This is a genomic window from Flavobacterium facile (assembly GCF_036321945.1).
GTDB lineage: Bacteria > Bacteroidota > Bacteroidia > Flavobacteriales > Flavobacteriaceae > Flavobacterium > Flavobacterium facile.
Window position 1 is genome coordinate 348561 of sequence record NZ_JAZAYT010000035.1, and the last position, 24772, is coordinate 373332.

The window sequence follows — 24772 nt, forward strand, 5'->3', positions numbered from 1 at the left end:
TTGTATAGATAATCTTATAATAATGAAAAGTAATACAAAAAATAATGGTTTCGTTTTTTCGGGTGGTGGTTCTAAAGGAATTGCGCATGCAGGCGTACTGAAATATTTTCACGAACAAAATATAAAACCAACTTGTATTGCTGGTTCTAGTGCAGGTGCCATTGTTGGTGCGATGTATGCTTTTGGTAAAAAACCCGAAGAAATTTTAGAATTTTTTAAATCGATTTACTTTTTTCACTGGAAACATTTCACTTTCAAAAAAGCCGGAATTGTAGATTCTGATTCGTTTAAACCTTATTTTCAGGAAATATTTGGCGATGTTACTTTGGGTGAATTAGAAATTCCAACCTACATAACAGCAACAGATATGGTGAAAGGAAAATTGAAAATCTTTAGCCCAGAAACTAAAATTGTAGATGCTATTTTAGCGTCAACTGCCGTTCCAGGTATGATTTCACCATATCTGATTAAAGGCGAATTATTTAGTGATGGCGGTATATTAAATCATTTTCCTGCCGATTTATTAGTAGGGAAATGCGAATCCATTATTGGTGTTTATGTGAGTCCGGTTCAGAATTTGGAAGCTAAACAGTTAAATTCTATAAAATCAGTAACGTATAGAGCCTTGGAATTATTGACAGCTAATTCGAGTTTTCAAAAATTTAATTATTGCGATTTAATTATTGAACCCAAAGAATTAGCTAATTTCAGTACATTTGAAACTAGTAAATCAAAAATGGATTCGATTTATAAAATTGGTTATGAAGAAGCCAAAAAGAGTTTTGAAAATTTAGTCGCATAAATCTTAAAAACATATTTTTTAGAAAAGAGCTATTTAACTATATTTGCATCAGAATTTCAGAAGTATCAATAATTTATTCTGGAAACAAAAATCAAACAATCCAACACAATGAGTTACAAAAGAATACTTCTTAAATTAAGTGGAGAAGCCTTAATGGGCGAAAGACAATACGGAATTGATCCTAAAACTTTAGCAGAATATGCTGCAGAAATTAAGCAAATTCACGATCAAGGTGTAGAAATTGCCATTGTAATTGGTGGAGGAAATATTTTTAGAGGTGTAGCTGGTGCGAGTAACGGTATGGATCGTGTGCAAGGTGATTATATGGGAATGTTAGCAACCGTGATTAACGGAATGGCATTACAAGGTGCTTTGGAAGATGCTGGAATGCCAACTCGTTTGCAAACAGCCTTAAAAATTGAAGCGATTGCAGAACCATATATTAAAAGAAGAGCAACACGTCACCTAGAAAAAGGAAGAATTGTAATTTTTGGTGCAGGAACAGGAAATCCTTATTTCACAACTGATACAGCAGCCGTTTTAAGAGGAATTGAAGTAGGTTGTGATGTGATTTTAAAAGGAACACGTGTTGACGGAGTTTACACAGCTGATCCAGAAAAAGATGCTAACGCCGTAAAATATGACACCATTACTTTTGATGATGTGTTAGCGAAAGGATTAAATGTGATGGATACAACAGCTTTTACGTTAAGTCAAGAAAATAAATTACCAATTATTGTTTTCGATATGAACAAAAAAGGGAATTTACTTAAAATTTGTAACGGCGAAACTGTTGGAACTACAGTGATTATTTAATTACGAATTTAGAATTAGGATTTACGAATTTAGAAATATAAAGTTAGTAAGAGTTAGATAGGAATTAGAACATGTGTTTTAACCTGAAACTTGAAACTTGAAACAAGAGTATTATGACAGAAGAAATTAATTTTATTATCGACAGTGCTAAAGAATCTATGAATGGATCTGTAGCGCATTTAGAAAAAGAATTTTTAAACATCAGAGCAGGTAAAGCGTCTCCTCAAATGTTAGGAAGTGTTTTTGTAGATTATTATGGTGCGCAAACGGCTTTGTCTCAAGTAGCCAATGTGGTTGCTGCTGATGCAAGAACGTTAACAGTTACACCGTGGGAAAAAGCGATGTTACAACCTATTGAAAAAGCAATTATGATTGCTAATTTAGGTTTAAATCCAATGAACAATGGTGATAATATTATCATTAGTATTCCAGCTTTAACAGAAGACAGACGTAAAGAATTAGTAAAACAAGCTAAAGCGGAAGCGGAAGATGCTAAAGTTGGTATCAGAAACGCAAGAAAAGACGCTAATAGCGACATTAAAAAAGAAGAAAAAAACGGAACGTCTGAAGATATTTGTAAGGTAGCAGAAGATTCAGTGCAAAAATTAACAGATTCGTACATCAAAAAAATTGAAGAAGTTTTAGCCGTTAAAGAAGCTGAAATTATGAAGGTATAAGTTTGTGAAAACATTCAATATTAAAAAATCCAAATTCCAATATGTAAAAGGAATTTGGATTTTTTATGCCTACTAATGTTTTGGTTTTTGCTTCGTACCTCTAAAATTAATTATTTCAATACGGCCTTTAGAGTTGTTTATCTTATAGACTAAGTAATTATTTTTATCTATAATTACTTTATGTAAATCTTTATAATATTCAGATTTTGGAAATAATTCAGGGTTTGTAGCAATTTGATTTAAAGCATTTTTTAATTTAGTTTCTAATAGCAAAATTTCTTTAATTGTCCATTCGGTTTCTAAATATTTTATAACATGGTCTAAGCCTTTTTCTGCTTGCTTAGTCCATTTTATTTCTAATGCCATTTCGAAAATTTATTCATTACTTTTTCGTTAGAAATAAATTCTTCGTTTTTAGCATCGTTTAAACCATTTTCAATTTCTTTCAATTCGTCAGAAGAAAGTTCATTATGCCAATCTTTTTTGTTCGATTTAAGAAGTTTTTCCAATTTTTCAAAAAGTTTTTCGTCAATATGAATTAACTCTTGAATGAAATTATATTTTCTTGTCGCTAAATCCATAATGTAAATATATTTAGTATAACAAATATACAAAATTGATTGAAATAAATTTTAAGGTTTCTCAATCAACTCTTTCAAATACACTTTCATATCACTAAACTCAAAAGCAATAGCATTTTTGATTTTATTCGTATCGTGGATTTCCAAATTGTACAAAGAATTTATGGTGGATTTCGTCAACATTCTTTTTCTGAAAAATAGTGCGGCAAAAATAAATTCTAAAACACGCGCAATTTGCACTTGCCACTTTTTGACTTCATATTTTGGTTTTTTTATTCTTTTGTCATTCTGAACTTGTTTCAGAATCTCAGCAATGCTATCAAATAGTTCTTTGTAAGTTACTTCTTCGGCAACCAAAATGAATCGTTCTCCAGAAATGGTGCTTTTCATTAAAGTCATCATGGCTTTTACCACATCTTCAACGGCAACAATTCCGAGTTTTCCTAACGTGTAAAACAATTGTCCCTCTTTGATGTTTTGAATGAATAATGAACTTCCTTCTTTAGGAAATCCGTTTCCGAAAATCACACCTGGATTCACAATTACTACTTCTAATCCTTCTTGAAAGCCGCGCCAAACTTCCATTTCCGCGCCAAATTTCGAAATCGAATAATCGCTTCTAACCGCTTCGTTATTTCTCTCCGTTTCTTCGTTAATGATTAAATTATGCTCTGTTCCGTTTCCTAAAGCAGCTATCGAACTCACATAACAAAGTTTTTTCACAGTTGTAGAAAGTGAAAGATTGACCACATTCGCCGTTCCAACAATATTATTTTGATAGAGTTTGTCTTCGTCTTTCGGATTAAAAGAAACCAAAGCGGCGCAATGATACACCAACGAAACATCTGTAAAAGCTAATTCAAGCGCTGGAACATCTAAAATATCGGCTTGAACCCAATCAATTTTTTCAAATTGAGGAAGTTTGTTTGCTTTTTCAAATAAATTTTTAATGTGTTGTAGCTTTTTCTCCGATCTATATATTGCCCGAACAGCCTCCTTTTCTAAAGAAAGTTGCAATAATAAATGAAAACCCACTAAACCTGTTCCGCCTGTAACTAAAATCATTTCGTAAAATTATGGAATAAAAAAATATGCTTTAAAAAGTTAAATTTATTTTATACTCTTTTCTTAATCTTTTCAAAACTTTGTTTTTGTGCTAAAACTCCAATTACAAGAATGGTTTTTAGTTCTTCTTCAATGATGTAGTAAATGGTATAAGGAAATCTTGTTACAAATGCTTGTCTGATTTCGTTATGTTTTTTCTGATAATTTTTTGGAAATTGATTGATGTATTCAAATTCCTGATTTACTTTTTCTTTAAAATCGTTTCCTAATTCAGTATTAATAGTGGCATACCATTTTTTAGCTTTTTGTAAATCTTTATAAACTAGCGGTACTAATTTTAAGGTATATTTCATTACCACTTTTCTTTCAAATCAGACCAATTTAAAACGTTTTCCGGATTTTTTCTATATTCTTCTAAACGTTTTTCAAGTTCTAACTTATGGTCTAATGGAATTTCAGATTTTTCATTTTTCTCTTTTTTTAAAATCTTTTCTAATTTCTCAAAAATTTCATTTTCTATAGAAAAAACTTCCTGAATAAAATTATATTTTCTCGTTGCTAAGTCCATAATATTATAAATATTTGTAATACAAATATACAAAAATCCTAAATACAATAAACTGCAAAAACACATTTCTAAAACTCAATAATTCGCACTATATTTGCACTTTAAATGAATTTTACGAAAAGATGAAGAAGCACATAAGAATTATAGATTTATTAGAAAATACAAAAACGTTACAAGAAGTAAACGCAAAAGGTTGGGTAAGAACGTTTAGAAACAATCAGTTTATTGCGCTAAATGATGGTTCAACACTTAATAATATTCAATGTGTAGTTGATTTTGAAAACACGCCTGAAGAAACGTTAAAGCGTATCACAACAGGTGCGGCTATTTCTGTTATTGGAACTTTGGTGGAAAGTCAAGGTGCGGGTCAGAAAGTAGAAATTCAAGTAACTAAACTAGAAATTCTTGGAGATTCTGATGCAGAAAAATTCCCAATACAACCCAAAAACAAACCAAGTTTAGACTTCTTAAGAGAAAATGCCCATTTACGTACGAGAACAAATATGTTTGGTGCGATTATGCGTGTGCGTTCTACGTTGTCTTTTGCGGTGCATAAATATTTTCAAGAAAAAGGATTTGTGTATGTAAATACGCCAATTATCACAGGTTCAGATGCAGAAGGTGCTGGAGAAATGTTCCAAGTTTCGGCTTTACCATTTGACAATACGCCAAGAACAGAAGAAGGAAAAGTAAACTACAAAGAAGACTTTTTTGGAAAACAAACGAATCTTACAGTTTCTGGACAATTAGAAGCGGAAACATACGCAATGTCTTTAGGTCAGGTTTATACGTTCGGACCAACGTTCCGTGCGGAGAATTCAAACACTTCTCGTCACTTAGCGGAATTCTGGATGATTGAACCAGAAGTGGCATTCAATGATTTAGCTGCGAACATGGATTTAGCAGAAGATTTTATTCAAAATGTAATCAAATACACGATAGATAAATGTTCTGAAGATTTAAAGTTCTTAGAAAACCGTTTAATCGAAGAAGAAAAAAACAAACCACAAGCGGAACGAAGCGAAATGCCGTTATTAGAAAAATTGAATTTCGTTTTAGAAAACAATTTCAAACGTGTTTCGTATACGGAAGCTATCGATATTTTAAAGAATTCTAAGCCAAATAAAAATAAAAAATTCCAGTATTTAATTGACGAATGGGGTGCCGACTTACAATCGGAACACGAACGTTTTTTAGTGGAAAAACATTTCAAATGTCCAGTAATTTTATTCGATTATCCTGCGAAAATTAAAGCGTTTTACATGCGTTTAAATGACGGAACAGAACCAGGAAAAGAAACGGTAAGAGCGATGGATATCTTATTCCCAGGAATTGGAGAAATTGTTGGAGGTTCTCAAAGAGAAGAACGTTTAGACGTTTTAGTTGAAAAAATGAAAGCTTTAGGTATTGATGAAGAAGAATTATGGTGGTATTTAGATACTCGTAGATTCGGTTCAGCAGTGCATTCAGGTTTCGGATTAGGTTTCGAAAGATTGGTATTATTCGTAACTGGTATGACAAATATCCGTGACGTAATTCCTTTCCCAAGAACACCAGATAACGCAGAATTCTAAAAATTTGTTTCAAGTTTAAAGTTTCAAGTTGTTGTTGTTGCAATAACTTGAAACTTGAAACCTTAAACTTTTAAACAAAAAATCAATGCTAAAACACAGTTTAAATTTCAAATTATCGCAAAAATTATCTCCTCAACAAATTCAGTTGATGAAGTTAATTCAATTGCCTACGCAAGCTTTTGAGCAACGTTTGCAAGAAGAAATGGTTGAAAATCCAGCTTTAGAAGGAAGTTTAGATGACAATAATGAATCGTTAGATGATTATAATGATAATTCAAATGACGAGGATAGTTATGACGATTACGACAACGATCAAATTGACACTGGCGACATCAACATCGATGAATATTTAAGCAACGACGAAACGCCAGATTATAAATACCAAAGCAATAATTATAGCGATGACGACGAAGACAGAACGATGCCGATGCAAGCTCAAGTTAGTTTTCATCAAGATTTAATTAATCAGTTAAATACTTTTATCCTTACGGAAAATGATAGAGAAATTGCTGAATTTTTAGTCGGAAGTATCGAAGATTCTGGTTATATCAGAAGAACGATTCAGGATATTGTGGATGATATGGCGTTTACGCAAGGAGTCTATACTGATGAAAAAACGGTAGATAGAATTTTACACATCGTACAACAATTAGAACCATCTGGAGTTGGCGCAAGAGATTTACAAGAATGTTTGTTAATTCAATTGAAACACAAAACGCCTACCGAATCGGTAAATTTAGCGATTGCTGTAATTGAAAAACAATTTGATGCTTTTACGAAGAAGCATTACGATAAATTATTACAAAAATTTGATTGTACGAAAGAGCAATTGAAAAAAGCTATTGACGAAATTGAAAAACTAAATCCAAAACCAGGAGGAAGTTATGATAGCAACAGTAGAATGGTCGAACATGTAGTTCCAGATTTTACGATTCGAATTGTAGATGGCGAATTAGAATTACTTTTAAACGGCAGAAATGCTCCAGAATTGCACGTTTCTAAAGATTATCAAGAAATGTTGCAAACCTATAAAGTGTCGAGTGATAAATCGAATTCACAAAAAGATGCGGTTCAGTTTATCAAACAAAAACTAGATTCAGCTAAATGGTTTATTGATGCGATTAAACAACGTCAAGAAACATTATTTGTTACGATGAATGCGATTATGTATTTCCAACAAGAATATTTCTTAGATGGAGAAGAATCAAAGTTAAAACCCATGATTCTGAAAGATATTGCAGATATGATTGGTTTAGATATTTCTACGATTTCTCGTGTGGCGAATAGCAAATATGTAGATACGCCTTACGGAACGAAATTAATTAAAGAATTCTTTTCTGAAGCGATGAAAAACGATCAAGGAGAAGATGTTTCTACGATTGAAATCAAAAACATTTTAGAAAGAGTTATTGCGGAAGAAGATAAAAGCAAGCCTTTACCAGACGAAGATTTAGCAGCCATGTTAAAAGAAAAAGGTTTTCCAATTGCCAGAAGAACCATCGCTAAATACAGAGAACAATTAGATATTCCTGTGGCTCGTTTGAGAAAAAAAATGTAGCTTTAGAGATAATTTCCTAAATTTTATTTATCATTGAAAACAAAATACCTTTTACAACCGTTTTCATATATTTTTCACCCCATATTTATCTCTATTTATGGTGCGATTTTATACTTTTTATTCACTAAAAATATAAGTTTATTAGCGGAAGTGTATTTGTCTTTTATTCAGATATTTATTTTAACAATTCTTTTGCCTATAAGTTTTTACATGTTGCTAAAAGCTTTAAAAAAAGTAAAATCATTCACAGAAGCCACTATTGAAGAAAGAAGATTGCCTATTTTTATTCAAGTGTTATTATTGTATTGTTTGTTAAATTTCACGATTTTGGATACTCATTTTCCAGAATTGTATAAGTTTTTTCAAGCGGGATTAATCAGTTCTTTTTTGGTTTTTGTTTCCGTTATGTTGAGGTTTAAAGCGAGTTTACATATGATTGGCATTACATCATTATTTGTTTTTGTTGTAATGTTAAGCAGTTATTTAGAAATTGAAGCGACTTATACACTTGCATATTTAATCATGTGTATGGGTTTTGTAGCGTCTTCAAGATTATACATGAAAGCACATACGCCAATTGAATTAATTGCAGGAATGTTTATTGGTGCGTTACCGCAAGTATTTGTTTGGTTTTATAGTATGTAAAACTGAAAGCCAATATTAAAATTACTCATCTTCGAGCCATCTTTAAAAATCGGGTTCAAACCGTAATATACGTAGGGATTCCAAGTGTTAAATCCAACAGAAATATAAGCGCCATATTGCCAACGATTGATTTCATCTGAAATAGATTCTTTCGTGCTTCCAGTTGAAGATTCAATTTTTAGTTTAGAGTTGAAAACATAAGTCGCTTTAAAACCTGTATATATTCTCCAAAAGCTATGACTTGTTGGATTAGAGTTTCTCCATCGTACTTCTAAAGGGATTTCAATGCCGTGAGTTGTAATTACAGTTCTAATGTTTTCAGCTGGAACAATGATATTGCTTCCTGCAAGTTCGTCGGAATTAATAAATTGTTTGATGTTATTATACGAATAACCTAATCCGGGAGCAATAGCCCAATGTCTGTTTTTTGAAATCGGAAAATCTCTCAAAAAACCAACTGTTATTCCTGGAGAAAAGGAAAACTGCTTAAATCCAGAAGGTCTGTTTTGAATTAAATTATAACTTAAAGAAGCGTAAAATTGATCTTCTCTGTAAAGTGAATCTATCTTCGTTAAATTGTTTGCTTCAGTTGGTTTTATTTCTTGTGAGAAACAAACAAACGGAATCCATAAAAAAAACAATATTTTCATCTTCATCACTTAGTTTTTTGCAGAAAGGAAGGGATTCGAACCCTCGATATGTTACCATATACACGCTTTCCAAGCGTGCGCCTTCAGCCACTCGGCCACCTTTCTAGTTTTAATCGTTCATTTCTCCTCGTAAAGGAGTCTCAAAAATAGTCTTAAAAACTGAACTTGCCACGTTTTGACCCAACAAATACATTAATTTCGTAATTGCTGCTTCAGTTGTGATGTTTTTTCCAGATATTAAACCTATTTCTTTTAATCTTGTACTGGTTTCATATGTTCCCATTAAAACACTTCCGCCGCTACATTGTGTGACATTAATAATATGTAATCCACGTTCAATGGCGTTTTCAATTTCACTAATAAACCAATTTTCCATTGGCGCATTTCCTGAACCATAAGTTTCTAAAATGACACCTTTTAAATTGGGTGTGTGTAAAAGAGAATGTAAAATGGTTTTGTTAATTCCTGGAAATAATTTTAATATCAAAACATTATCGTCAAAATTGATATTGACTTTTAGTTTCTTGGTTGTTTTTTGTTTCAGTAAAATAGCATTATTGACTTTCAAATGTACGCCAGATTCTACTAATTCAGGAAAGTTGGGTGATGTAAACGCATTAAAATGTTCCGCACTTATTTTAGTTGTTCTGTTTCCTCTATATAATTTATATTCGAAATATAAGGAAACTTCTTGTATTACTGGCTTGCCTTTATCTTGTAAAGAAGCGATTTGAATGGCTGTAATTAAGTTTTCTTTCGCGTCTGTACGCAAATCACCAATAGGTAATTGTGAGCCCGTAAAAACGATAGGTTTGTCTAAATTTTCAAACATAAAACTTAAAGCAGAAGCGCTATAAGACATCGTATCCGAACCATGAAGCACAACAAAACCATCAAAATTAGTATAATTTTCTTCAATGATGGCTGCCATTTTTTGCCAATCTATAATCTGCATATTTGAGGAATCGATTGGTTTTTGAAAGGAAACCGTTTCGACGTTACAATCCAATAATTTTAATTCTGGAATGCCTTTTATTAATTTTTTAAAGTTGAAAGCTTTTAGCGCGCCAGTATCGGCATCTTTTATCATACCAATAGTTCCACCGGTGTAAATTAGTAAAATATTTGGCTTAAGAATGGCTTTCAATTTTTTGATATTTTAATTTGTTAATCACCGGATTCGCATACATAGCTAAGAAGCTTTCTTTTATTTTTGAATCATCGGCATTAATTCTTAGTTCTAATCTACGTTCAAACAGTTGTTTTTCTTTTTCGGTATATTTATCAGAATAAGTATTGGAATTGTTTAGTAAATCGTAAGCGATATAATTTGTTGGCCAAAGTTTGTAGGATTGCAAAATAGAATCATCAACAACTTGTGCCAATGCAAACATTTGTTTGTTAGAATTAGTTGTTTCTGCAGAAATAGCATCTAATTCTGAATCTAAAACATCACCAACATGAATGTGAATGCGTTTTTTCTGACCAATAATTCCGCTTAAAAGCGTGATGAAATCTTCGTTTTTATCTTTGGTGTAAATTTCATCGTTAGCTTCAGCCATTAATTGCGGCATTTTTAAAGCATCTGTCGGATCGTATTCGTACGAAATAGAAACAGGCACAATTCTCACTTTTTTAAAGAAATCCATGCTGTTTTTTTCGTCCGAAGCCATCGCCATCATCTTTAAAACACCTGGATGTGTCGCGTCATTTCCGTCTTTTGTTCTTCCTTCACGTTGTGCAATCCAAACCGAACGATTTTCTTTTGAAACCAATCGGTACATATATTCTGAAAGTAATCTAGAACTTTCTAATAATTCTCTAGGTGTAAGATTTCTTTGGACTAAAAAATTTCTATTTAGTTTAGAAAGCATTAATAAAAAATCTTTTTTTACTAAATTATCTCCAATGGCAGATGCAGTCATTACTAAGCCATGTTCATGTAAACATACATTTAGTAAAGAAGTATCTAATATGATATCTCTATGATTCGAAATGAAAAAATATGATGTATTTGGTTCTAATTTTTCAAAACCAGATGTAGTCAATCCGTCAGAACTTTTTTCCAAAATCTTTTTTATGGCGTGATACGCAAAATTAATTTGAAAATCTCTAATGGAATGCGTACGAAGTAATTGTTCTTTCCAAACGCTTTCTTCCACGTTTGGATAAGCAAAATCCATTAATGCTTTCATCATAGGATGATTGATTGAAGTACGAATGGCATCGTTTACTTCAGCATCATAATAAGGACGTATTTTATCAAATTTCGACATACTTTATTTTATATCTACAAAAAAACGAAAAAAATAGGAATTAATCGTTATCAAATATTAAAATCCGAAGACATCTTTGCTATTTTTTGTGGTAATTGCAGCAATTTCTTCTAAAGGCAAGTTATAAATTTCCGATAATTTTTCTGCAACTAATTTCACATAACTACTTTCATTGCGTTTTCCACGAAATGGAACAGGTGCTAAATACGGTGCATCGGTTTCTAAAACGATATTTTTGATGTCAATTTCATTTAAAAATTGATCGATTTTCCCGTTTTTAAATGTTGCTACGCCACCAATTCCTAATTTCATTCCGCACGAAATCGCTTGGTTTGCTTGATTGAAATCGCCCGTAAAACAATGAAAAATTCCCCAAAGTTCAGGTGATTTTTCTTGTTCTAAAATTTCTAATACTTCATCAAATGCATCTCTGCAATGAATATTTATAGGTAATTTATAATGTTTGGCTAATTGAATTTGTCTCGTAAAAACTTCTTGTTGTTGTTTTAAAAACGATTTGTCCCAAAATAAATCGATACCAATTTCGCCTATTGCAGCAAATTTTCTTTTCGATAATTCGAATTCTACGTGAGCTAATTCCTCTAAATAATTTTCCTTTACATAACAAGGATGTAAACCCATCATTAAAAATACGTTTTCAGGATATTGTGCTTCCAAATCGTACATTTTTTGCGTATAACTGCTGTCAATTGAAGGTACGAAAAGTCGCGAAACACCTGCTTCAAAAGCGCGTTGTATCATGAAGTCTCTATCTTCTGAAAATTCTTCGGAATATAAATGCGTGTGCGTATCTGTAAAAATCATTTTTTTATTTTTAATTGGGTTTTGAAGTTGGAATTAGTAAACCATCAGATTACAACCTCTAATGTCAGAGTTGTCAAATCGACCTAATACTTCAAATGTTTTATTTTCGTATTTTTTCCCTAAATCTTGTGTGGCTATAAAAGAACAAGAATTTATATTTGCTAAATCAATTACGTTGATACCACCGGTTTTTCCGTTATCCATATAACTTAAAGCATCTTCCGTATCACGAATTAAAACATCCATCCATATTGGACATTCGAAAATTCCGTTTCCTAAAGAATAGGCTTGCGATAATAATTCGGTCATACCGTATTCGGAATGAATGGCAGAAACTCCAAATCCATCGCAAAGTGTTTGGTGTAATTCTTCTCTGATGATTTCTTTTCTTTTTCCTTTCATGCCGCCAGTTTCCATTATGATGGTGTTTTTCAATTGGAATTTTTTGTATTCAATTAAATCCAAAAGAGCATAAGTAACTCCAATTAAAACGATGTTCTGACCTTCATTTTCTAATTCGATAATCTTATTAGAAAGTTCTTCCAGATTATTCAAATAAAAGCCGCTGTCTGGATGATTGCTGCTTTTAATTAAATCTTCTACCATATAAATCAAAGACGATCCATCTCGTTCTAAATAGGATGGAAGCAAGGCTAAGACACAATAATCTTCAATGTTTCCGTAAAACTGTGCAAAAGCTTTGTTGTAGCTGTTTTCGTAAAGAGAAACATCGGTTACAAAATGTTTGCTAGTGATCATTCCAGTTGTACCGCTGCTTGTAAAAATCACTTTGGGTTCGTCTATAGTACTTACTATTTTATCGGATTTAAAAAATTGAATCGGTAAAAAAGGAATGTCTCCAATTTGTTTTACATTACTTGGACTTTTTCCTAAATGAGTACAAAAAGATTGATATACTTTATTGTTTTCGTATTGGAAACGAAAGACTTTTAAAGTAATTTTTTCAAATTCTTTTTTAGAGGCAATAGAGAAAATATCTTCATTTGAAATCATAGTGCAAAAGTAGAAAAAGATTATTAGTTGTACGTTGCTTTTCTGTTTTTTGAGCATAAAAAAAGCACCAACTTTCGTTGATGCCTTTTTAAAATATATTTTAAAAATAATTATTCGATAATTAATTTCTTAGTTGAAGTTTTTCCTTCTTCCGTAATTTTTACAATGTAAATACCAGAAGTTAAGTTAGAAACATTAACCGTGTTGTTAACTACTTTAGTGTTTACAACCTCTTTACCTAACATGTTTACAATTGATACATTGATGTCGCTATTTAAAGCTGTTTCAATAAATAAATTGTTTTTTGTTGGGTTTGGATACATTTTTAATCCGTTAATTTGAGAGAAAGAAGATGAAGATAAAACAACGTTTAAATCAGCAGTATTTCTTGAAGTAACTTGTGCAGCAGCACCATTTCTTCCTACTAAAGCATATATGTTAGTGGCTGTTGCTGGTTTTGCATTATTCATATAGTTTGCTTCAGTAAATAATGTTCTAAATACCATTGTATCAGCTCCAGTTGTAATAGTTACATTTGTAGCAGTTGTTGGGAAATTAGCAACAGTAGTATCAAAAGTTACATTGTTAATTTGTACTAATTCACTTTCGTAAGTTGCAGCAGCAGCAGCAGCATTTAAATCAGCAATTGTAACAACTTGTGGAGTTACAACATTTCCTGAAGAGGCAACTGTTGCGTTTGTTGAAGGAATAAATTGTAATAAAGAACTAAATAAAGTTGCTTGACCTTTTAATCCACCTAATGCATCACCAGCTACCATTGTAGTAGTTATAGTACCAGCTAAATCGTCAATTAAAACACCGCCAGTAGCGTCTTGAATGTATTTTTGATTTCTTGTTGTTCTAGCATAAGTAATAACTGGATTACTTGAAACTTGGTAATATTTGTTTGCTCCATTAGCAACAACATCAGCTCTAACGGCAGCTAAATTAGCAACAACATTGTAAGAAGCAATAGTGAATGTAAAAGTTGTATTTACAGCAGGAACTACAGCAACATGAGTATTATTTACTAATTCTAAATAAACAGTATAAAGACCTGGAGTTAAACTTGTTAATGAAATTGGTGTTGTGTCATATTTCTCCACTACTGGACCAGCATTAATTCTGTAATGAATGTGTCCATTTCCAGTTCCGTTAGCTACATTAAAGTTGTTTACAGCTAATGTTAATGACATTGAAGTTGTTTCTGGGCTAAATGTTAAACCGTTTGATGGAGAACTTACTGATAAACTTGGCGCAGTACAGCTATAAGTAGCAACAGAAGAGTTTCTTGGGTTTGCACTTGCTACAGCAAAATCAGTTGAATTATTATCTGTATCAGTACATCCGTTATTTCCTCTATTAAAAGAAAGAGTACTATTAACTCCTGTACCTGGGAATAAAGCTGTTTCAAATGAAGTTGCAGTTGATCCAAATCCTAATAAATCAACATATCCAGTAGTAACAACAGCTCCAGCTAATGCTGTAGTGCTGTTAACTAATGCAACTTTACCAGCTGTTCCAGACATATTTGAAGGTGATGTTGTTATATCTGCATCTGGAGTTGGTAATGCAGTTCCAACCGCACCTCCTGAAGCTAATTTAACTAAAAAATATTTTCCAGCCCCAATTGTAGAAGTAGCAGGAATTGCGTTAACTGCCCAAGCAGTACCTGTTGCACTTGCATATTGTACTGACCATCCAGAAATATCTACAGATGCAGCACCTTTGTTGTATAATTCAACAAAATCGTGAGTGTAAGTAGCGCCAGCATTTCCACCACCACCATAAACTTGACTAATAACTACTTGTGCCTGTGTTGAAAGAGATACAAGAGTAATTAATAATAAAGAGTAAATTTTTTTCATTTTTTTAAATTTTTAATTTGAGTACAAAGATATGAACAAAAAAAACTTTTCAGCTAATTTTTGTTATAGATTTAACAATAAATTATTGTTAACTAATTAACAATCAATTTTCTAGTTGCAGAAGCTTCTCCTTCTTTAATTTTGATGATGTAAACACCAGGGTTTAAATTAGAGATGTTAAGTTCTTTAGTGTAAAGTGTAATGTCAATTACTTTTTTACCTAATACATCAAAAACCTCTACTTTTTTGTCAAGGTTTAGTCGAGAAGTAATATATACTTTTCCTGTATTATTAGGATTTGGGAATAAGCTTAATCCTTCAATAGTAGGTTCTTGAGATTTAGATGAAGTGGCAGTTTTGCTGTCTTGAGCAAAAGTGCTTAAACTAAATGATAAGAATAGTAGGATGATATAAATGTAATTTTTTGTCATAGTTTCTATTTGTGAAGTAAAGTTATAAAATAAAAATCAATTACCATGCCATAAAATAAAAAAACTCGTCTAATTTTAACAATCCAGACGAGTTTTAGGTGTTTATATTTTTATTTGATTAATCTAAGTAGTAGATATATCCAAAGTTTAACCATAAATTCCAATCATTAACTTTGTTTTCCGGAAATCTTGCTTGGTCAGGACTTACACCATCAATCCAGTTTGAAAAATAATATTGCCATCTTAATTCTACAAATAAATCTGATAACTCATTTAATTTATATCTTGAACCTACACTTGATACAATACTCCAAGTACTTCCACCATCATTGTTTACTCCTCCGTCATAATATTTTGGAAACCAAGGCATAGTCAATGCAGATACTTTGCCATTACCAGTAGTTGTATAAACGTTCGGTTTGTAAAAATTATAGTGTGCTCCAAGACCAATGAATGGTCCCCAAGCGCCATCAGTAGCAGTAAATTGACGAATACTCCATGGGAAATATTCTAATTGCATACCAATATCTGTAACTTTAGCTTCCCCGTTCATCGCTCTTAATTGTGCTCCTCCAGAAGATTGTTTTTCTGCCCATTCTCCAAAATGATCTAACTTCGTTTTTGTATAAGAAAGCTCAGTACGTAATTTGAAATGGTCGTTAAAATAGGTTTCAGGTGTGTAGCAGTTACATTCAGCTCTGTATGAAAAGTTCATATAATGTACTAATCCAACTCCAAAACCAGTATTTCCAGCATTTGTTGTTATATCGTGTCTTTCTCCAAAATCTGATTGAAAAGCAACTGGTCCTACAAAAGCACCTACTTCGTGTGAAAAACCAAACTGTGCATTTGAAAACTGTGAGATTCCAAATGCTAATAATAGGCTATAAATTATTTTTTTAGTCATCGCTGGGAAATTTTATCCGACAAATATAAAAAAACAAACTTCATATTAAAATATTTTTTTTGTTTTCTTCAAAATTTGATGATTTTTTTACGATTTCGTAGTTTGATTTACCTAATTTTCTATTTTCTTAAAAAAAGGTTATTTTTTTTAAGATATTCTTCGAAGTTTTTTTTATTAGATGTATATTTGCCTTCAGAAAAATTTTTTTAAAAACATAATTATGAGTCAAAGTGTTACAGCATTTTTAGGCGAAGTAGCTAAAAGAAATGCAAATGAACCAGAGTTTATGCAAGCCGTAAGAGAAGTTGCAGAAACAGTTATTCCGTTTATCGAGGAAAACCCTAAATACCAAGGCAAAATGTTATTGGAAAGAATGGTGGAGCCTGAAAGAGTAATTATGTTCAGAGTAGTTTGGATAGATGATAAAGGAACAACTCAAGTTAACAGAGGTTACAGAATTCAAATGAACTCTGCAATTGGACCATACAAAGGAGGAATTCGTTTCCATCCTTCTGTAAACTTAAGTATCTTGAAATTCTTAGCTTTCGAACAAACTTTCAAAAATTCATTAACTACATTACCAATGGGTGGTGGAAAAGGTGGAGCTGATTTCGATCCAAAAGGAAAATCTGATATTGAAATCATGAGATTTTGTCAAGCATTTATGACTGAATTATCTAAACATATTGGAGATAACACAGACGTTCCAGCTGGAGATATCGGTGTTGGAGGTCGTGAAGTTGGTTACATGTTTGGTCAATATAAAAGATTAAGAAACGAATTTACTGGAGTATTAACTGGTAAAGGAATTTCTTTTGGTGGATCATTAATTCGTCCTGAAGCTACAGGTTACGGAGATGTGTATTTCGCTGACAGCATGTTAAAAACTAAAGGAAAAAGTTTCGAAGGACAAACTGTTGTGGTTTCTGGTTCTGGAAACGTAGCACAATACGCTACTCAAAAAGCAACTCAATTAGGTGGAAAAGTAGTAACTATGTCAGATTCTTCTGGATATATTTATGACGAAGCTGGTATTGATGCTGAAAAATTAGCTTACGTGATGGAAATCAAAAACGTAAACTACGGAAGAATTTCTGATTACGTTAAAAAATACCCATCTGCAAAATTTGTAGAAGGAAAACGTCCATGGGAAGTTAAATGTGATATCGCTTTACCATGTGCAACTCAAAATGAATTAAATGAAGATGAAGCTAAAACTTTAGTAGCAAACGGATGTATCTGTGTGGCTGAAGGAGCAAATATGCCTTCAACTCCAGAAGCAGTTACTGTTTTCACTGACGCAAAAATCTTATTTGCTCCAGGAAAAGCCTCTAATGCTGGTGGTGTTGCAACTTCAGGTTTAGAAATGTCTCAAAACTCTTTACGTTTAAGCTGGACTTCAGAAGAAGTAGACAACAGATTAAAAGTAATTATGAAAGACATTCACGAAGCATGTGTACAATATGGTTCTGACGGAAATGGTTATGTAGATTACGTTAAAGGTGCAAACATTGCAGGTTTCGTAAAAGTTGCAGACGCTATGTTAGGTCAAGGTGTAGTATAATATACATTTTAAATTATATAGAAAACGGCTTTCAAGAAATTGAAAGCCGTTTTTTTATCTCCAAACTAATTACTAAAAACTCCCAACTAAAACTTTCCGTTCCACTCGTTATAAAACTGTTCTAAAAACGTTTCCATAAAAGTATGGCGTTGTTGTGCGATTTTCTTACCAGATTCCGTATTCATTTTGTCTTTTAAAAGTAACAGCTTTTCATAAAAATGATTGATTGTTGGTGCTGTAGAGTTTTTATATTCTTCTTTCGACATCTTTAAATTAGGTTCGATTTCCGGATTATAAATTTCTCGGTTTTTAAACCCGCCATAATTAAAGGTACGAGCTATTCCTACTGCTCCAATTGCGTCTAATCTGTCTGCATCTTGCACAATTTCTAATTCTTTAGAAGTAAATTTTTTTTCGAAGTTGCCGCCTTTAAACGAAATGTTTTCAATAATTTTCACCACATGATTGATAGTTTCTTCCGAAACATTTTCAGAAGTTAAAAATTCTTTAGCCACTTTCGGACCAACCGTTTCATCACCATCATGAAATTTACTATCGGCAATGTCGTGCAATAAAGCCGCTAATTGAACCACTTCTAAATTACAAGTTTCCTCTTTCGCAATCAACAAAGCGTTATTATACACACGTTCCATATGAAACCAGTTGTGCCCGCTTTCTGCATTTTCTAATTGTTTTTTTACGAAGTTGATCGTGTTTTCTATTACTGACATAGGTGTTAAAATAAAAATTCCAAATTCAAAAGTTACGTTTTAGAATTTGGAATTTATGTTATTGATTTTTTTAATTTATCTAATTAAAGCTGGTTCTACCCATTTAAAAATATGTCCTTCTTCTGGAATGATTAATCTTTCAGAAATTTTTCTCATTCTTTCTGGTAATTTCATTAGATAATCTCTTGCTTTTTCAGCTTCAGCTGTTAAACCATTGATGTTTCCGATGTCCCATTTTTCGTTTAATTTTTGTAAGATATCTACATAATCAGAAGCAGTATAAACTCCAATTCTTTGTGCAGAATCTGAAAACGCTTCAAAAGCACTTCCAATTTTATCGCCAGATTCACGTAAGAAAAGCGCTGGCATGGTGATTTTTTGCTTCATCATGTATTGGAAAGCCAACATCATTTCACTTGGATCTACTTTAAAAATCTGATTTACAAATTCGCTGTAGGCTAAGTGATGACGCATTTCATCTCCAGCAATCAAATTACACATTTTGAATAATTTTTTCTCACCGTATTTCTTAGCAATTAACGCCACTCTATTGTGTGAAACGAAAGTTGCTAATTCTTGAAAACTAGTGTACACGAAATTTTTATATGGATCTCTTCCTGTTCCGATATCAAAACCATCATTGATTAAATGTTGTGTAGTTTGTTCAATTTCACGCATATTTACTCTTCCTGAAAGATATAAATATTTGTTTAGTACATCACCATGACGGTTTTCTTCACCAGTCCAATGACGTACCCAACGGCTCCAACCATTTCTTTCTACATTGTCAACACCTTCCACATCCATTAACCATGATTCGTAGGTTGGAAGTGCTTCTTCTGTGATGGTGTCTCCAACTAAAGTTACCCAAAAATCGTAAGGTAAATCTTTAGAGATTTCTCTTAATTCCTTAACTTCTTCTAAGAAATTTTCGTTGTTAGAATCTGGTAACAAATCTGTAGGTTGCCAAATTTTTTCTACTGGAATTAAAAATTCTTCCATGAAAGAATCAATTTTTCTTTCCAATAATTGCATGACTTCAAGTCTGATGTTATGTAATGACATGGGGTTTATTGTTTTATATGTTTTTTTATTACTTGTTCTGTTTTTTCGAAAATTTCATCAAACGAATACTCAGAAACTTTTAAGGGTTCATGAATTTCTAATGTAATATTCGTACCTAATCCTAATGGGAAAGCTCCAAATTTATTCATTTTCCACGAATTATTGATGCTTATCGGTACAAAATATGAATCAGGCGCAAATTTGTACAACATTTTTAAACCGTTGGTTGCAAATTCTTTAGGTTTGCCTGTTTTGCTTCTAGTGCCTTCAGGAAAAATTACAACTGAATAGTTGTTCTTATTTATGTATTCTCCTGTCTTTTTGATTTCTGCTAAAGCTTGTTTTCCGTCTTTTCTGTCAATTAAAGCCGAACCTCCAATTCTTAAATTTAACGATACACTTGGAATGCCTTTTCCTAATTCTTTTTTACTAATAAATTTAGGATGCACTTTTCGTAAAAACCATATTATTGGAATAATATCGTGCATACTTTGATGGTTGCAAACCAAAATTAAAGGTTTGTTTTCTATTAATTTTTCTCTTCCAATAATGTTATAGGTTGTGCCTAAAATATGAGACGTTCTTAAAAGGAAAAAATTTAAAATCGCAACTGATATTCTGTGCGCGTTGTAGCCAAATACATGGTAACAAACCAACTGAATCGGATGAAAAATGATCAACCAAATTAAAAAAACTATCGCATAAAGTATCGATAAGGGATACGAAATAATTTTTTGCATACTTTTTTGTTGTATTTTTTACGTTAGCAAAGATACTAGATATAAATAAAAAAACCACCAAAGAGGCGGTTTTTATAATATGCTAGCATAGTAGTTAGCAAAATTCGTTATAAGCGTCTTTTAAGTTTTCTGCAATAAGTTCTGCTGGACGACCTTCAATATGATGGCGTTCTAACATGTGAACCAATTCACCATCTTTAAATAAAGCCATACATGGTGAAGATGGAGGAAAAGGGAACATATGTTCTCTTGCTTTGTCAACAGCTTCTTTATCAACGCCAGCAAAAACCGTTACTAAATTGCTCGGTTTTTTTACGTTTTCTAAACTCATTTTTGCTCCTGGACGTGCATTTCTTGCGGCACAACCACAAACTGAATTTACAACTACTAAAGTTGTTCCTGTTTTACTTATTGCTTGTTCAACTGTTTCAGCTGAATATAAATCTTGAAAACCAGCATCAGATAATTCTGCACGCATGGGTTTTACCATTTCTTCTGGATACATATTTTTGTATTTAAATAGCGTTTATAATGTACAAATTTACAAAGTTTTTAGCTTTACACATATAAACTTATCATAAAGATTTGTTATCGTTATATAAATTTCATCAAATCATGAAAATAGTGTTTTATATTTGCATCAATTATTTAAGTCATGCGATATTATATTTTACTTTTTTTAAGTGTTACCACATTCAGTTTTGCCCAAGAACTTAAGGATGCCGAAATTGAAACGGTTAGTGTAAAAAGCAAACCTAAAATGGCGACCATCTTAAAAAGATTGAACAAGCAATTGCTTAAAAAAACAGATACCACCAGTTTTGTTTTCCATTTGCGTCAAGTAAATTTGAGAAATTCTGATACGATTATCAATAGAAGTGAAGCGCAAATTATAAAAATCACGAATTTCAATAATACGTTTTCAAAAAAGAACGTGATTGAAAATAAAGACAATTGGTTTTCTGATTTTAAAGATATTTTTAAAAATTATTCAGCTGAAGAATCGCCAATTGGTTGGCTTTCTGGCTTTCCTATTCGTAAAAATTTAACTACCGCAGATCTTGATTTTTTTAGTCATCCAAATGGATATGTATTTACAAGAGAATGGTTAGATAATGAGGAGTTATTGGTGACTTTCGAATCAAAAGGTTTTTATAAAGGCAGTTTTGTTGTAGATAAAAACTACAATTTATTGCAATTGAATTACGAAACACAAGAGCCTTATCCGTTTTTTTATACGAGTGAAGAAAGTATTGGTAAAAACCACAAATTCACCTCAAATTGGATTTACCAAAGAGAAAAAGTAGCCATGAGTTTTGAAATTGTAAAAAATAAAATGGTTTTGAAATCTTTAAGTATAGAAGAAAAATTACGCGATTTTACTTTTAAAAGATTTGATGAAAAAGGCGCTACTTTTACAGATGCAAATAATTTTTACACGAATATAAAATTAGTGAATAAGAAGTATTTGGAAGAAGAATAAAACTGCGTTTTTATTTTTACATACAAAGTTTTGCCTTTTACACCTTTTTTTAATTAATAATTATATTTCTCATACTTTTATTGGCTTATTTTTTGATAAAAATAATTCTATAAAATAATTTTGTTTGTTTTTTTTAATGCTTTCGTTTTCGATTTTTACTCAAGAAAAAGAGTACAATCGAGCTGCATTTTATATAAAAATAATCAAATAGAAGAAGCTCCTACAAATATTCAAAAGGCAATTCGTAAAGTAAAAACCAATAAGTCAAAATGAAATATAACTGACAGCCTATTCTATACTTATAGCGTAAAAACTGAATTTTATCGCTACTTTGGTGAAAAAACAAGGCAGACACTTGTCTTTTAAATATTAAAAAATTCAACCTTTAAAAATTTTATGGCTTCGAGAAGTTGAAGCCTTTTTACTATATTTGATGTTAATAAATTTATATAGTGTATTATTTCCTGTAGCTAGGAAAAAGAAATTGAAAACTTAAATGAAATCATATATACTTTTTTTTCTTATTATATTTCAATGGTCGTTTGCCCAACACGATGCTATTTATGCTATTGGTGAAAAATTAATTAATGAAAACAAACTCGAATTAGCAAAAATATATTTCGAGAATAATTTAAAAAAAGCCACAAACAATGAACTTAAAATTAAATTGTTTGTTGGTTTAGCAGAAACTTATAAACTACAATTAGATTATAATACTTCCAACAAATATTATACAGAGGCTTATAAAATAATCAAAAACACGAATAATATTCAATTAGAGTTTTTGTATCACGTTAAAATGGCAGAGTTTTATAGAAAAAGAGCAATGTATATCGAATCTGTTGCGCAATTAGAAAAAGCGACAGTTGTTTTAAAGAAAAATAAAATTAAAGACCTTTATTTAGCTAAATATTACAATAGAAAAGCAGCCCTTTTTACGGAATACTTTCATATTCAAGATTCTACACTTTTATATGCAAAAAAGTCCTTAAAACTTGCAAAAGAACTTAACGATAAGGATAATGTTTTTTATTCCTTATTAGAAATTGCTGGTGTTTATGAACGTGAAAAAGACTACGAAACTTCCATAAAATATATAGAAGAAATAATTCAATTTGCAAAAAGCAATAACTTGCTCCAGCAAGAAGCTGATGCTTATATAAGTTACATAATGGCTTTAGCAAGAAGCAATCAATTAGAAAAAGCATTAAATGTAGCTTTATATGCTGCTAATTTTTCTAAAAAACACAAGTTTTATTATAATGAAATTATTTTTAATGAAAACATTCAAAACCTGTATTTTAGATTGAACAATATAGAAAAAGCCTATGAATATTTAAAATATAGGTCAGAACTTACAACTAAGTATAATGAGTTAAAAAAAGAAGAATTAGTTCTAAACTTAGAAACAAAATATAAGCTTAAAGATAAAGAAAATGAAATAAAAATTAATCAGTTAGAAATCATAAATAAAGATAAAGAATTAAGTTCTAACAAAGCTAAATTATATCTTCTCATAGGATTATTTTTGATTGCCGTTTTAATAACGTTACTAATAGGTTATTTTTATACCAAATCTAATAAAAGTAACAAACAACTTAAAATATTATCTAAGCAAAATGAATTCTTAGTAAGCGAGACAAATCATAGAGTAAATAATAACTTGCAACTTATTGCTGTTTTAATTGAAAACAGAATAAGGAAAAATGAAAATGAAAATGAAAAATCTGAATTTAAACGTTTGCTCACAAAAGTAGAAGCTATTGCAACATTACATAGATGTTTATATACTACGAGTAACATAAACACTATAAACCTGCAAGAATATTTATTAGATATTAAAAATAATTTTGATGAATTAATTTTAGAAGAAAATATTCACTTAAATATGGTAGTTGATATTGTGGATGTAGATTCTGATACTGCTTTGTTTTTAGGTTTATTAATCACAGAGCTAATAATTAATTCTATGAAACATGCATTTGAAGTTAAACAAGAAAAGAGAATTGAGTTATCTGTTGATATTATTACTAATCAATTAGATTTCAACTATAAAGATAACGGTAAAAACAGTAAACAAAAAGTTTTAAAACCAGTACTTGTAGAACAATTATGTATGCAGTTAGAAGTACAACACACAATTAATACCGAAAACGGATTTCAACTCAATTTTAAAAAACCATTATAAAATGCCAAAAATACTAATTGTTGAAGATCAGGTTTTAACAGCAAATCATATTAAAAACATTTTAAATGATAATAATTGGCATCAAATAGAAATTGCCTATAAAATTAATCAAGCCATTGAACTTCTAGAAACTTTTGTTCCAGATATAATTTTATTAGACATTAATGTAGAAGGAAAAAATTCAGGAATTGAATGGGCAAAAAAATATGTGACTGAAGCTAAAATTATTTTCATAACAGGTCAAACCGAATTGGAAACACTGCAATTAGCACTTTCAACCAATCCTATTTCCTATTTAACAAAACCAGTAAAAAAGATTGATTTAGTTGCTGCCATTACACTGTTTTCTATTAACATTAAACCTACCTATATTGTTGTCAAAGACGGTTATGATGAAGTAAAAATAAATGTAGACGATATCTTATTTATAAAAAGCGATGCAAATTATATTGACATTCAATTAGAGAATAAAAAATTCACCATCCGAAAATCATTAGACTTTTTTTTAAAAGAAGTGCAATCCGATAAATTTATAAAAGTCCATCGTTCGTATATTATAAATCAAGTCAAAATAACTAAAAAAACTAGCGCCTTTCTTTATATCGAGGATTTTGAAATACCACTTTCAAGAAACCTCGATTTTAAGCTATAATCTACGTTCTTATACAAAGTTCTGCAGTTCTTAACATTTTTTTTTTCTTCTTAGAAGTAAAAAATACTTTTGCGTCAAATCACAAATTCAAA

27 protein-coding genes and 1 tRNA gene are annotated in these 24772 nt (G+C 31.1%); 10 read left to right on the forward strand and 18 right to left on the reverse strand.

Annotated elements, in window-relative coordinates:
- Positions 1-22 precede the first annotated feature (22 nt).
- From UEQ13_RS14110 to frr, 3 genes are all read left to right on the forward strand, one after another.
- Entirely contained in the window at positions 23-802 is a 780-nt protein-coding gene (locus UEQ13_RS14110; RefSeq protein WP_329806967.1) for a patatin-like phospholipase family protein, read from the forward strand.
- A 108-nt stretch (positions 803-910) separates the two neighbouring features.
- A complete protein-coding gene (gene pyrH, locus UEQ13_RS14115) occupies positions 911-1618 on the forward strand; it encodes a UMP kinase (protein WP_329806968.1) in 708 nt (235 codons plus the stop codon).
- 113 nt (positions 1619-1731) lie between these two features.
- The gene (gene frr, locus UEQ13_RS14120) at positions 1732-2295 is read left to right on the forward strand and encodes a ribosome recycling factor (protein ID WP_166129224.1); all 564 of its coding nucleotides are present in this window, start codon (positions 1732-1734) and stop codon (positions 2293-2295) included.
- A gap of 72 nt (positions 2296-2367) precedes the next feature.
- Here frr and UEQ13_RS14125 read toward each other — a convergent pair whose 3' ends face one another.
- The 5 genes from UEQ13_RS14125 to UEQ13_RS14145 are packed head-to-tail and all read right to left on the reverse strand — an operon-like array spanning position 2368 to position 4509.
- Positions 2368-2661 (reverse strand): type II toxin-antitoxin system RelE/ParE family toxin, encoded by a 294-nt coding sequence (locus tag UEQ13_RS14125; protein ID WP_329806969.1) that lies wholly within the window; start codon positions 2659-2661, stop codon positions 2368-2370.
- Positions 2652-2876 carry a hypothetical protein gene (locus UEQ13_RS14130; protein WP_329806970.1) on the reverse strand — a complete coding sequence of 75 codons (225 nt, stop codon included), beginning with the start codon at positions 2874-2876 and terminating at the stop codon, positions 2652-2654. The genes UEQ13_RS14125 and UEQ13_RS14130 overlap by 10 nt, the downstream gene beginning before the upstream one ends.
- Positions 2877-2927: 51 nt before the next feature.
- On the reverse strand, positions 2928-3941 hold the full coding sequence (locus UEQ13_RS14135) for an NAD-dependent epimerase/dehydratase family protein (protein ID WP_329806971.1): 1014 nt from the start codon (positions 3939-3941) through the stop codon (positions 2928-2930).
- Positions 3942-3991: 50 nt separating this feature from the next.
- On the reverse strand, positions 3992-4294 hold the full coding sequence (locus UEQ13_RS14140) for a type II toxin-antitoxin system RelE/ParE family toxin (RefSeq protein ID WP_329806972.1): 303 nt from the start codon (positions 4292-4294) through the stop codon (positions 3992-3994).
- On the reverse strand, positions 4294-4509 hold the full coding sequence (locus tag UEQ13_RS14145; RefSeq protein WP_329806973.1) for an addiction module protein: 216 nt from the start codon (positions 4507-4509) through the stop codon (positions 4294-4296). The genes UEQ13_RS14140 and UEQ13_RS14145 overlap by 1 nt, the downstream gene beginning before the upstream one ends.
- Before the next feature lie 122 nt (positions 4510-4631).
- Here UEQ13_RS14145 and asnS point away from each other — a divergent pair, with 122 nt between their 5' ends.
- From asnS to UEQ13_RS14160, 3 genes are all read left to right on the forward strand, one after another.
- Positions 4632-6083 carry an asparagine--tRNA ligase gene (asnS, locus tag UEQ13_RS14150; RefSeq protein ID WP_329806974.1) on the forward strand — a complete coding sequence of 484 codons (1452 nt, stop codon included), beginning with the start codon at positions 4632-4634 and terminating at the stop codon, positions 6081-6083.
- An 85-nt stretch (positions 6084-6168) separates the two neighbouring features.
- The gene (gene rpoN / locus UEQ13_RS14155) at positions 6169-7641 is read left to right on the forward strand and encodes an RNA polymerase factor sigma-54 (protein WP_329806975.1); all 1473 of its coding nucleotides are present in this window, start codon (positions 6169-6171) and stop codon (positions 7639-7641) included.
- Positions 7642-7674: 33 nt separating this feature from the next.
- Complete coding sequence (locus UEQ13_RS14160) at positions 7675-8286, forward strand: hypothetical protein (RefSeq protein ID WP_329806976.1); 612 nt, start codon at positions 7675-7677, stop codon at positions 8284-8286.
- Here UEQ13_RS14160 and UEQ13_RS14165 read toward each other — a convergent pair.
- The 9 genes from UEQ13_RS14165 to UEQ13_RS14205 form a co-directional block, all read right to left on the reverse strand.
- Positions 8274-8936: a porin family protein gene (locus tag UEQ13_RS14165; protein ID WP_329806977.1), complete on the reverse strand. Its 663-nt coding sequence runs from the start codon at positions 8934-8936 to the stop codon at positions 8274-8276. The two genes, UEQ13_RS14160 and UEQ13_RS14165, sit on opposite strands and share 13 nt — an antisense overlap.
- Positions 8937-8956: 20 nt before the next feature.
- A tRNA-Ser gene (locus UEQ13_RS14170) sits at positions 8957-9041 on the reverse strand.
- Positions 9042-9045: 4 nt separating this feature from the next.
- Complete coding sequence (locus UEQ13_RS14175) at positions 9046-10083, reverse strand: asparaginase (RefSeq protein ID WP_329806978.1); 1038 nt, start codon at positions 10081-10083, stop codon at positions 9046-9048.
- Complete coding sequence (locus tag UEQ13_RS14180) at positions 10067-11212, reverse strand: 1-acyl-sn-glycerol-3-phosphate acyltransferase (RefSeq protein ID WP_329806979.1); 1146 nt, start codon at positions 11210-11212, stop codon at positions 10067-10069. The genes UEQ13_RS14175 and UEQ13_RS14180 overlap by 17 nt, the downstream gene beginning before the upstream one ends.
- Before the next feature lie 57 nt (positions 11213-11269).
- On the reverse strand, positions 11270-12037 hold the full coding sequence (locus tag UEQ13_RS14185; RefSeq protein ID WP_329806980.1) for a TatD family hydrolase: 768 nt from the start codon (positions 12035-12037) through the stop codon (positions 11270-11272).
- A gap of 33 nt (positions 12038-12070) precedes the next feature.
- Complete coding sequence (locus tag UEQ13_RS14190) at positions 12071-13051, reverse strand: LuxE/PaaK family acyltransferase (RefSeq protein WP_329806981.1); 981 nt, start codon at positions 13049-13051, stop codon at positions 12071-12073.
- A 110-nt stretch (positions 13052-13161) separates the two neighbouring features.
- A complete protein-coding gene (locus UEQ13_RS14195; protein ID WP_329806982.1) occupies positions 13162-14919 on the reverse strand; it encodes a T9SS type A sorting domain-containing protein in 1758 nt (585 codons plus the stop codon).
- A gap of 92 nt (positions 14920-15011) precedes the next feature.
- Complete coding sequence (locus UEQ13_RS14200; RefSeq protein ID WP_329806983.1) at positions 15012-15350, reverse strand: T9SS type A sorting domain-containing protein; 339 nt, start codon at positions 15348-15350, stop codon at positions 15012-15014.
- A 118-nt stretch (positions 15351-15468) separates the two neighbouring features.
- Positions 15469-16257 carry a THC0290_0291 family protein gene (locus tag UEQ13_RS14205; protein WP_329806984.1) on the reverse strand — a complete coding sequence of 263 codons (789 nt, stop codon included), beginning with the start codon at positions 16255-16257 and terminating at the stop codon, positions 15469-15471.
- Between the two features lie 220 nt (positions 16258-16477).
- On the opposite strand from UEQ13_RS14205, the gene gdhA reads away from it, so the two are divergent.
- Complete coding sequence (gene gdhA, locus UEQ13_RS14210; protein WP_329806985.1) at positions 16478-17821, forward strand: NADP-specific glutamate dehydrogenase; 1344 nt, start codon at positions 16478-16480, stop codon at positions 17819-17821.
- An 86-nt stretch (positions 17822-17907) separates the two neighbouring features.
- Here gdhA and UEQ13_RS14215 read toward each other — a convergent pair whose 3' ends face one another.
- The 4 genes from UEQ13_RS14215 to UEQ13_RS14230 form a co-directional block, all read right to left on the reverse strand.
- Positions 17908-18552, reverse strand: a complete 645-nt coding sequence (locus tag UEQ13_RS14215) for an HD domain-containing protein (protein WP_329806986.1) — start codon at positions 18550-18552, stop codon at positions 17908-17910.
- A gap of 75 nt (positions 18553-18627) precedes the next feature.
- Entirely contained in the window at positions 18628-19617 is a 990-nt protein-coding gene (locus UEQ13_RS14220; RefSeq protein WP_329806987.1) for an acyl-ACP desaturase, read from the reverse strand.
- 5 nt (positions 19618-19622) lie between these two features.
- Positions 19623-20357 carry a lysophospholipid acyltransferase family protein gene (locus UEQ13_RS14225; RefSeq protein ID WP_329806988.1) on the reverse strand — a complete coding sequence of 245 codons (735 nt, stop codon included), beginning with the start codon at positions 20355-20357 and terminating at the stop codon, positions 19623-19625.
- A gap of 94 nt (positions 20358-20451) precedes the next feature.
- Entirely contained in the window at positions 20452-20862 is a 411-nt protein-coding gene (locus UEQ13_RS14230) for a BrxA/BrxB family bacilliredoxin (RefSeq protein WP_329806989.1), read from the reverse strand.
- A gap of 150 nt (positions 20863-21012) precedes the next feature.
- On the opposite strand from UEQ13_RS14230, the gene UEQ13_RS14235 reads away from it, so the two are divergent.
- From UEQ13_RS14235 to UEQ13_RS14245, 3 genes are all read left to right on the forward strand, one after another.
- Positions 21013-21840, forward strand: coding sequence for a hypothetical protein (locus UEQ13_RS14235; RefSeq protein WP_329806990.1), 828 nt, complete (start codon positions 21013-21015; stop codon positions 21838-21840).
- A 496-nt stretch (positions 21841-22336) separates the two neighbouring features.
- Positions 22337-24028, forward strand: a complete 1692-nt coding sequence (locus UEQ13_RS14240) for a sensor histidine kinase (protein WP_329806991.1) — start codon at positions 22337-22339, stop codon at positions 24026-24028.
- 1 nt (position 24029) lies between these two features.
- Positions 24030-24680, forward strand: a complete 651-nt coding sequence (locus tag UEQ13_RS14245) for a LytR/AlgR family response regulator transcription factor (RefSeq protein WP_329806992.1) — start codon at positions 24030-24032, stop codon at positions 24678-24680.
- The last annotated feature ends 92 nt before the right edge of the window (positions 24681-24772 follow it).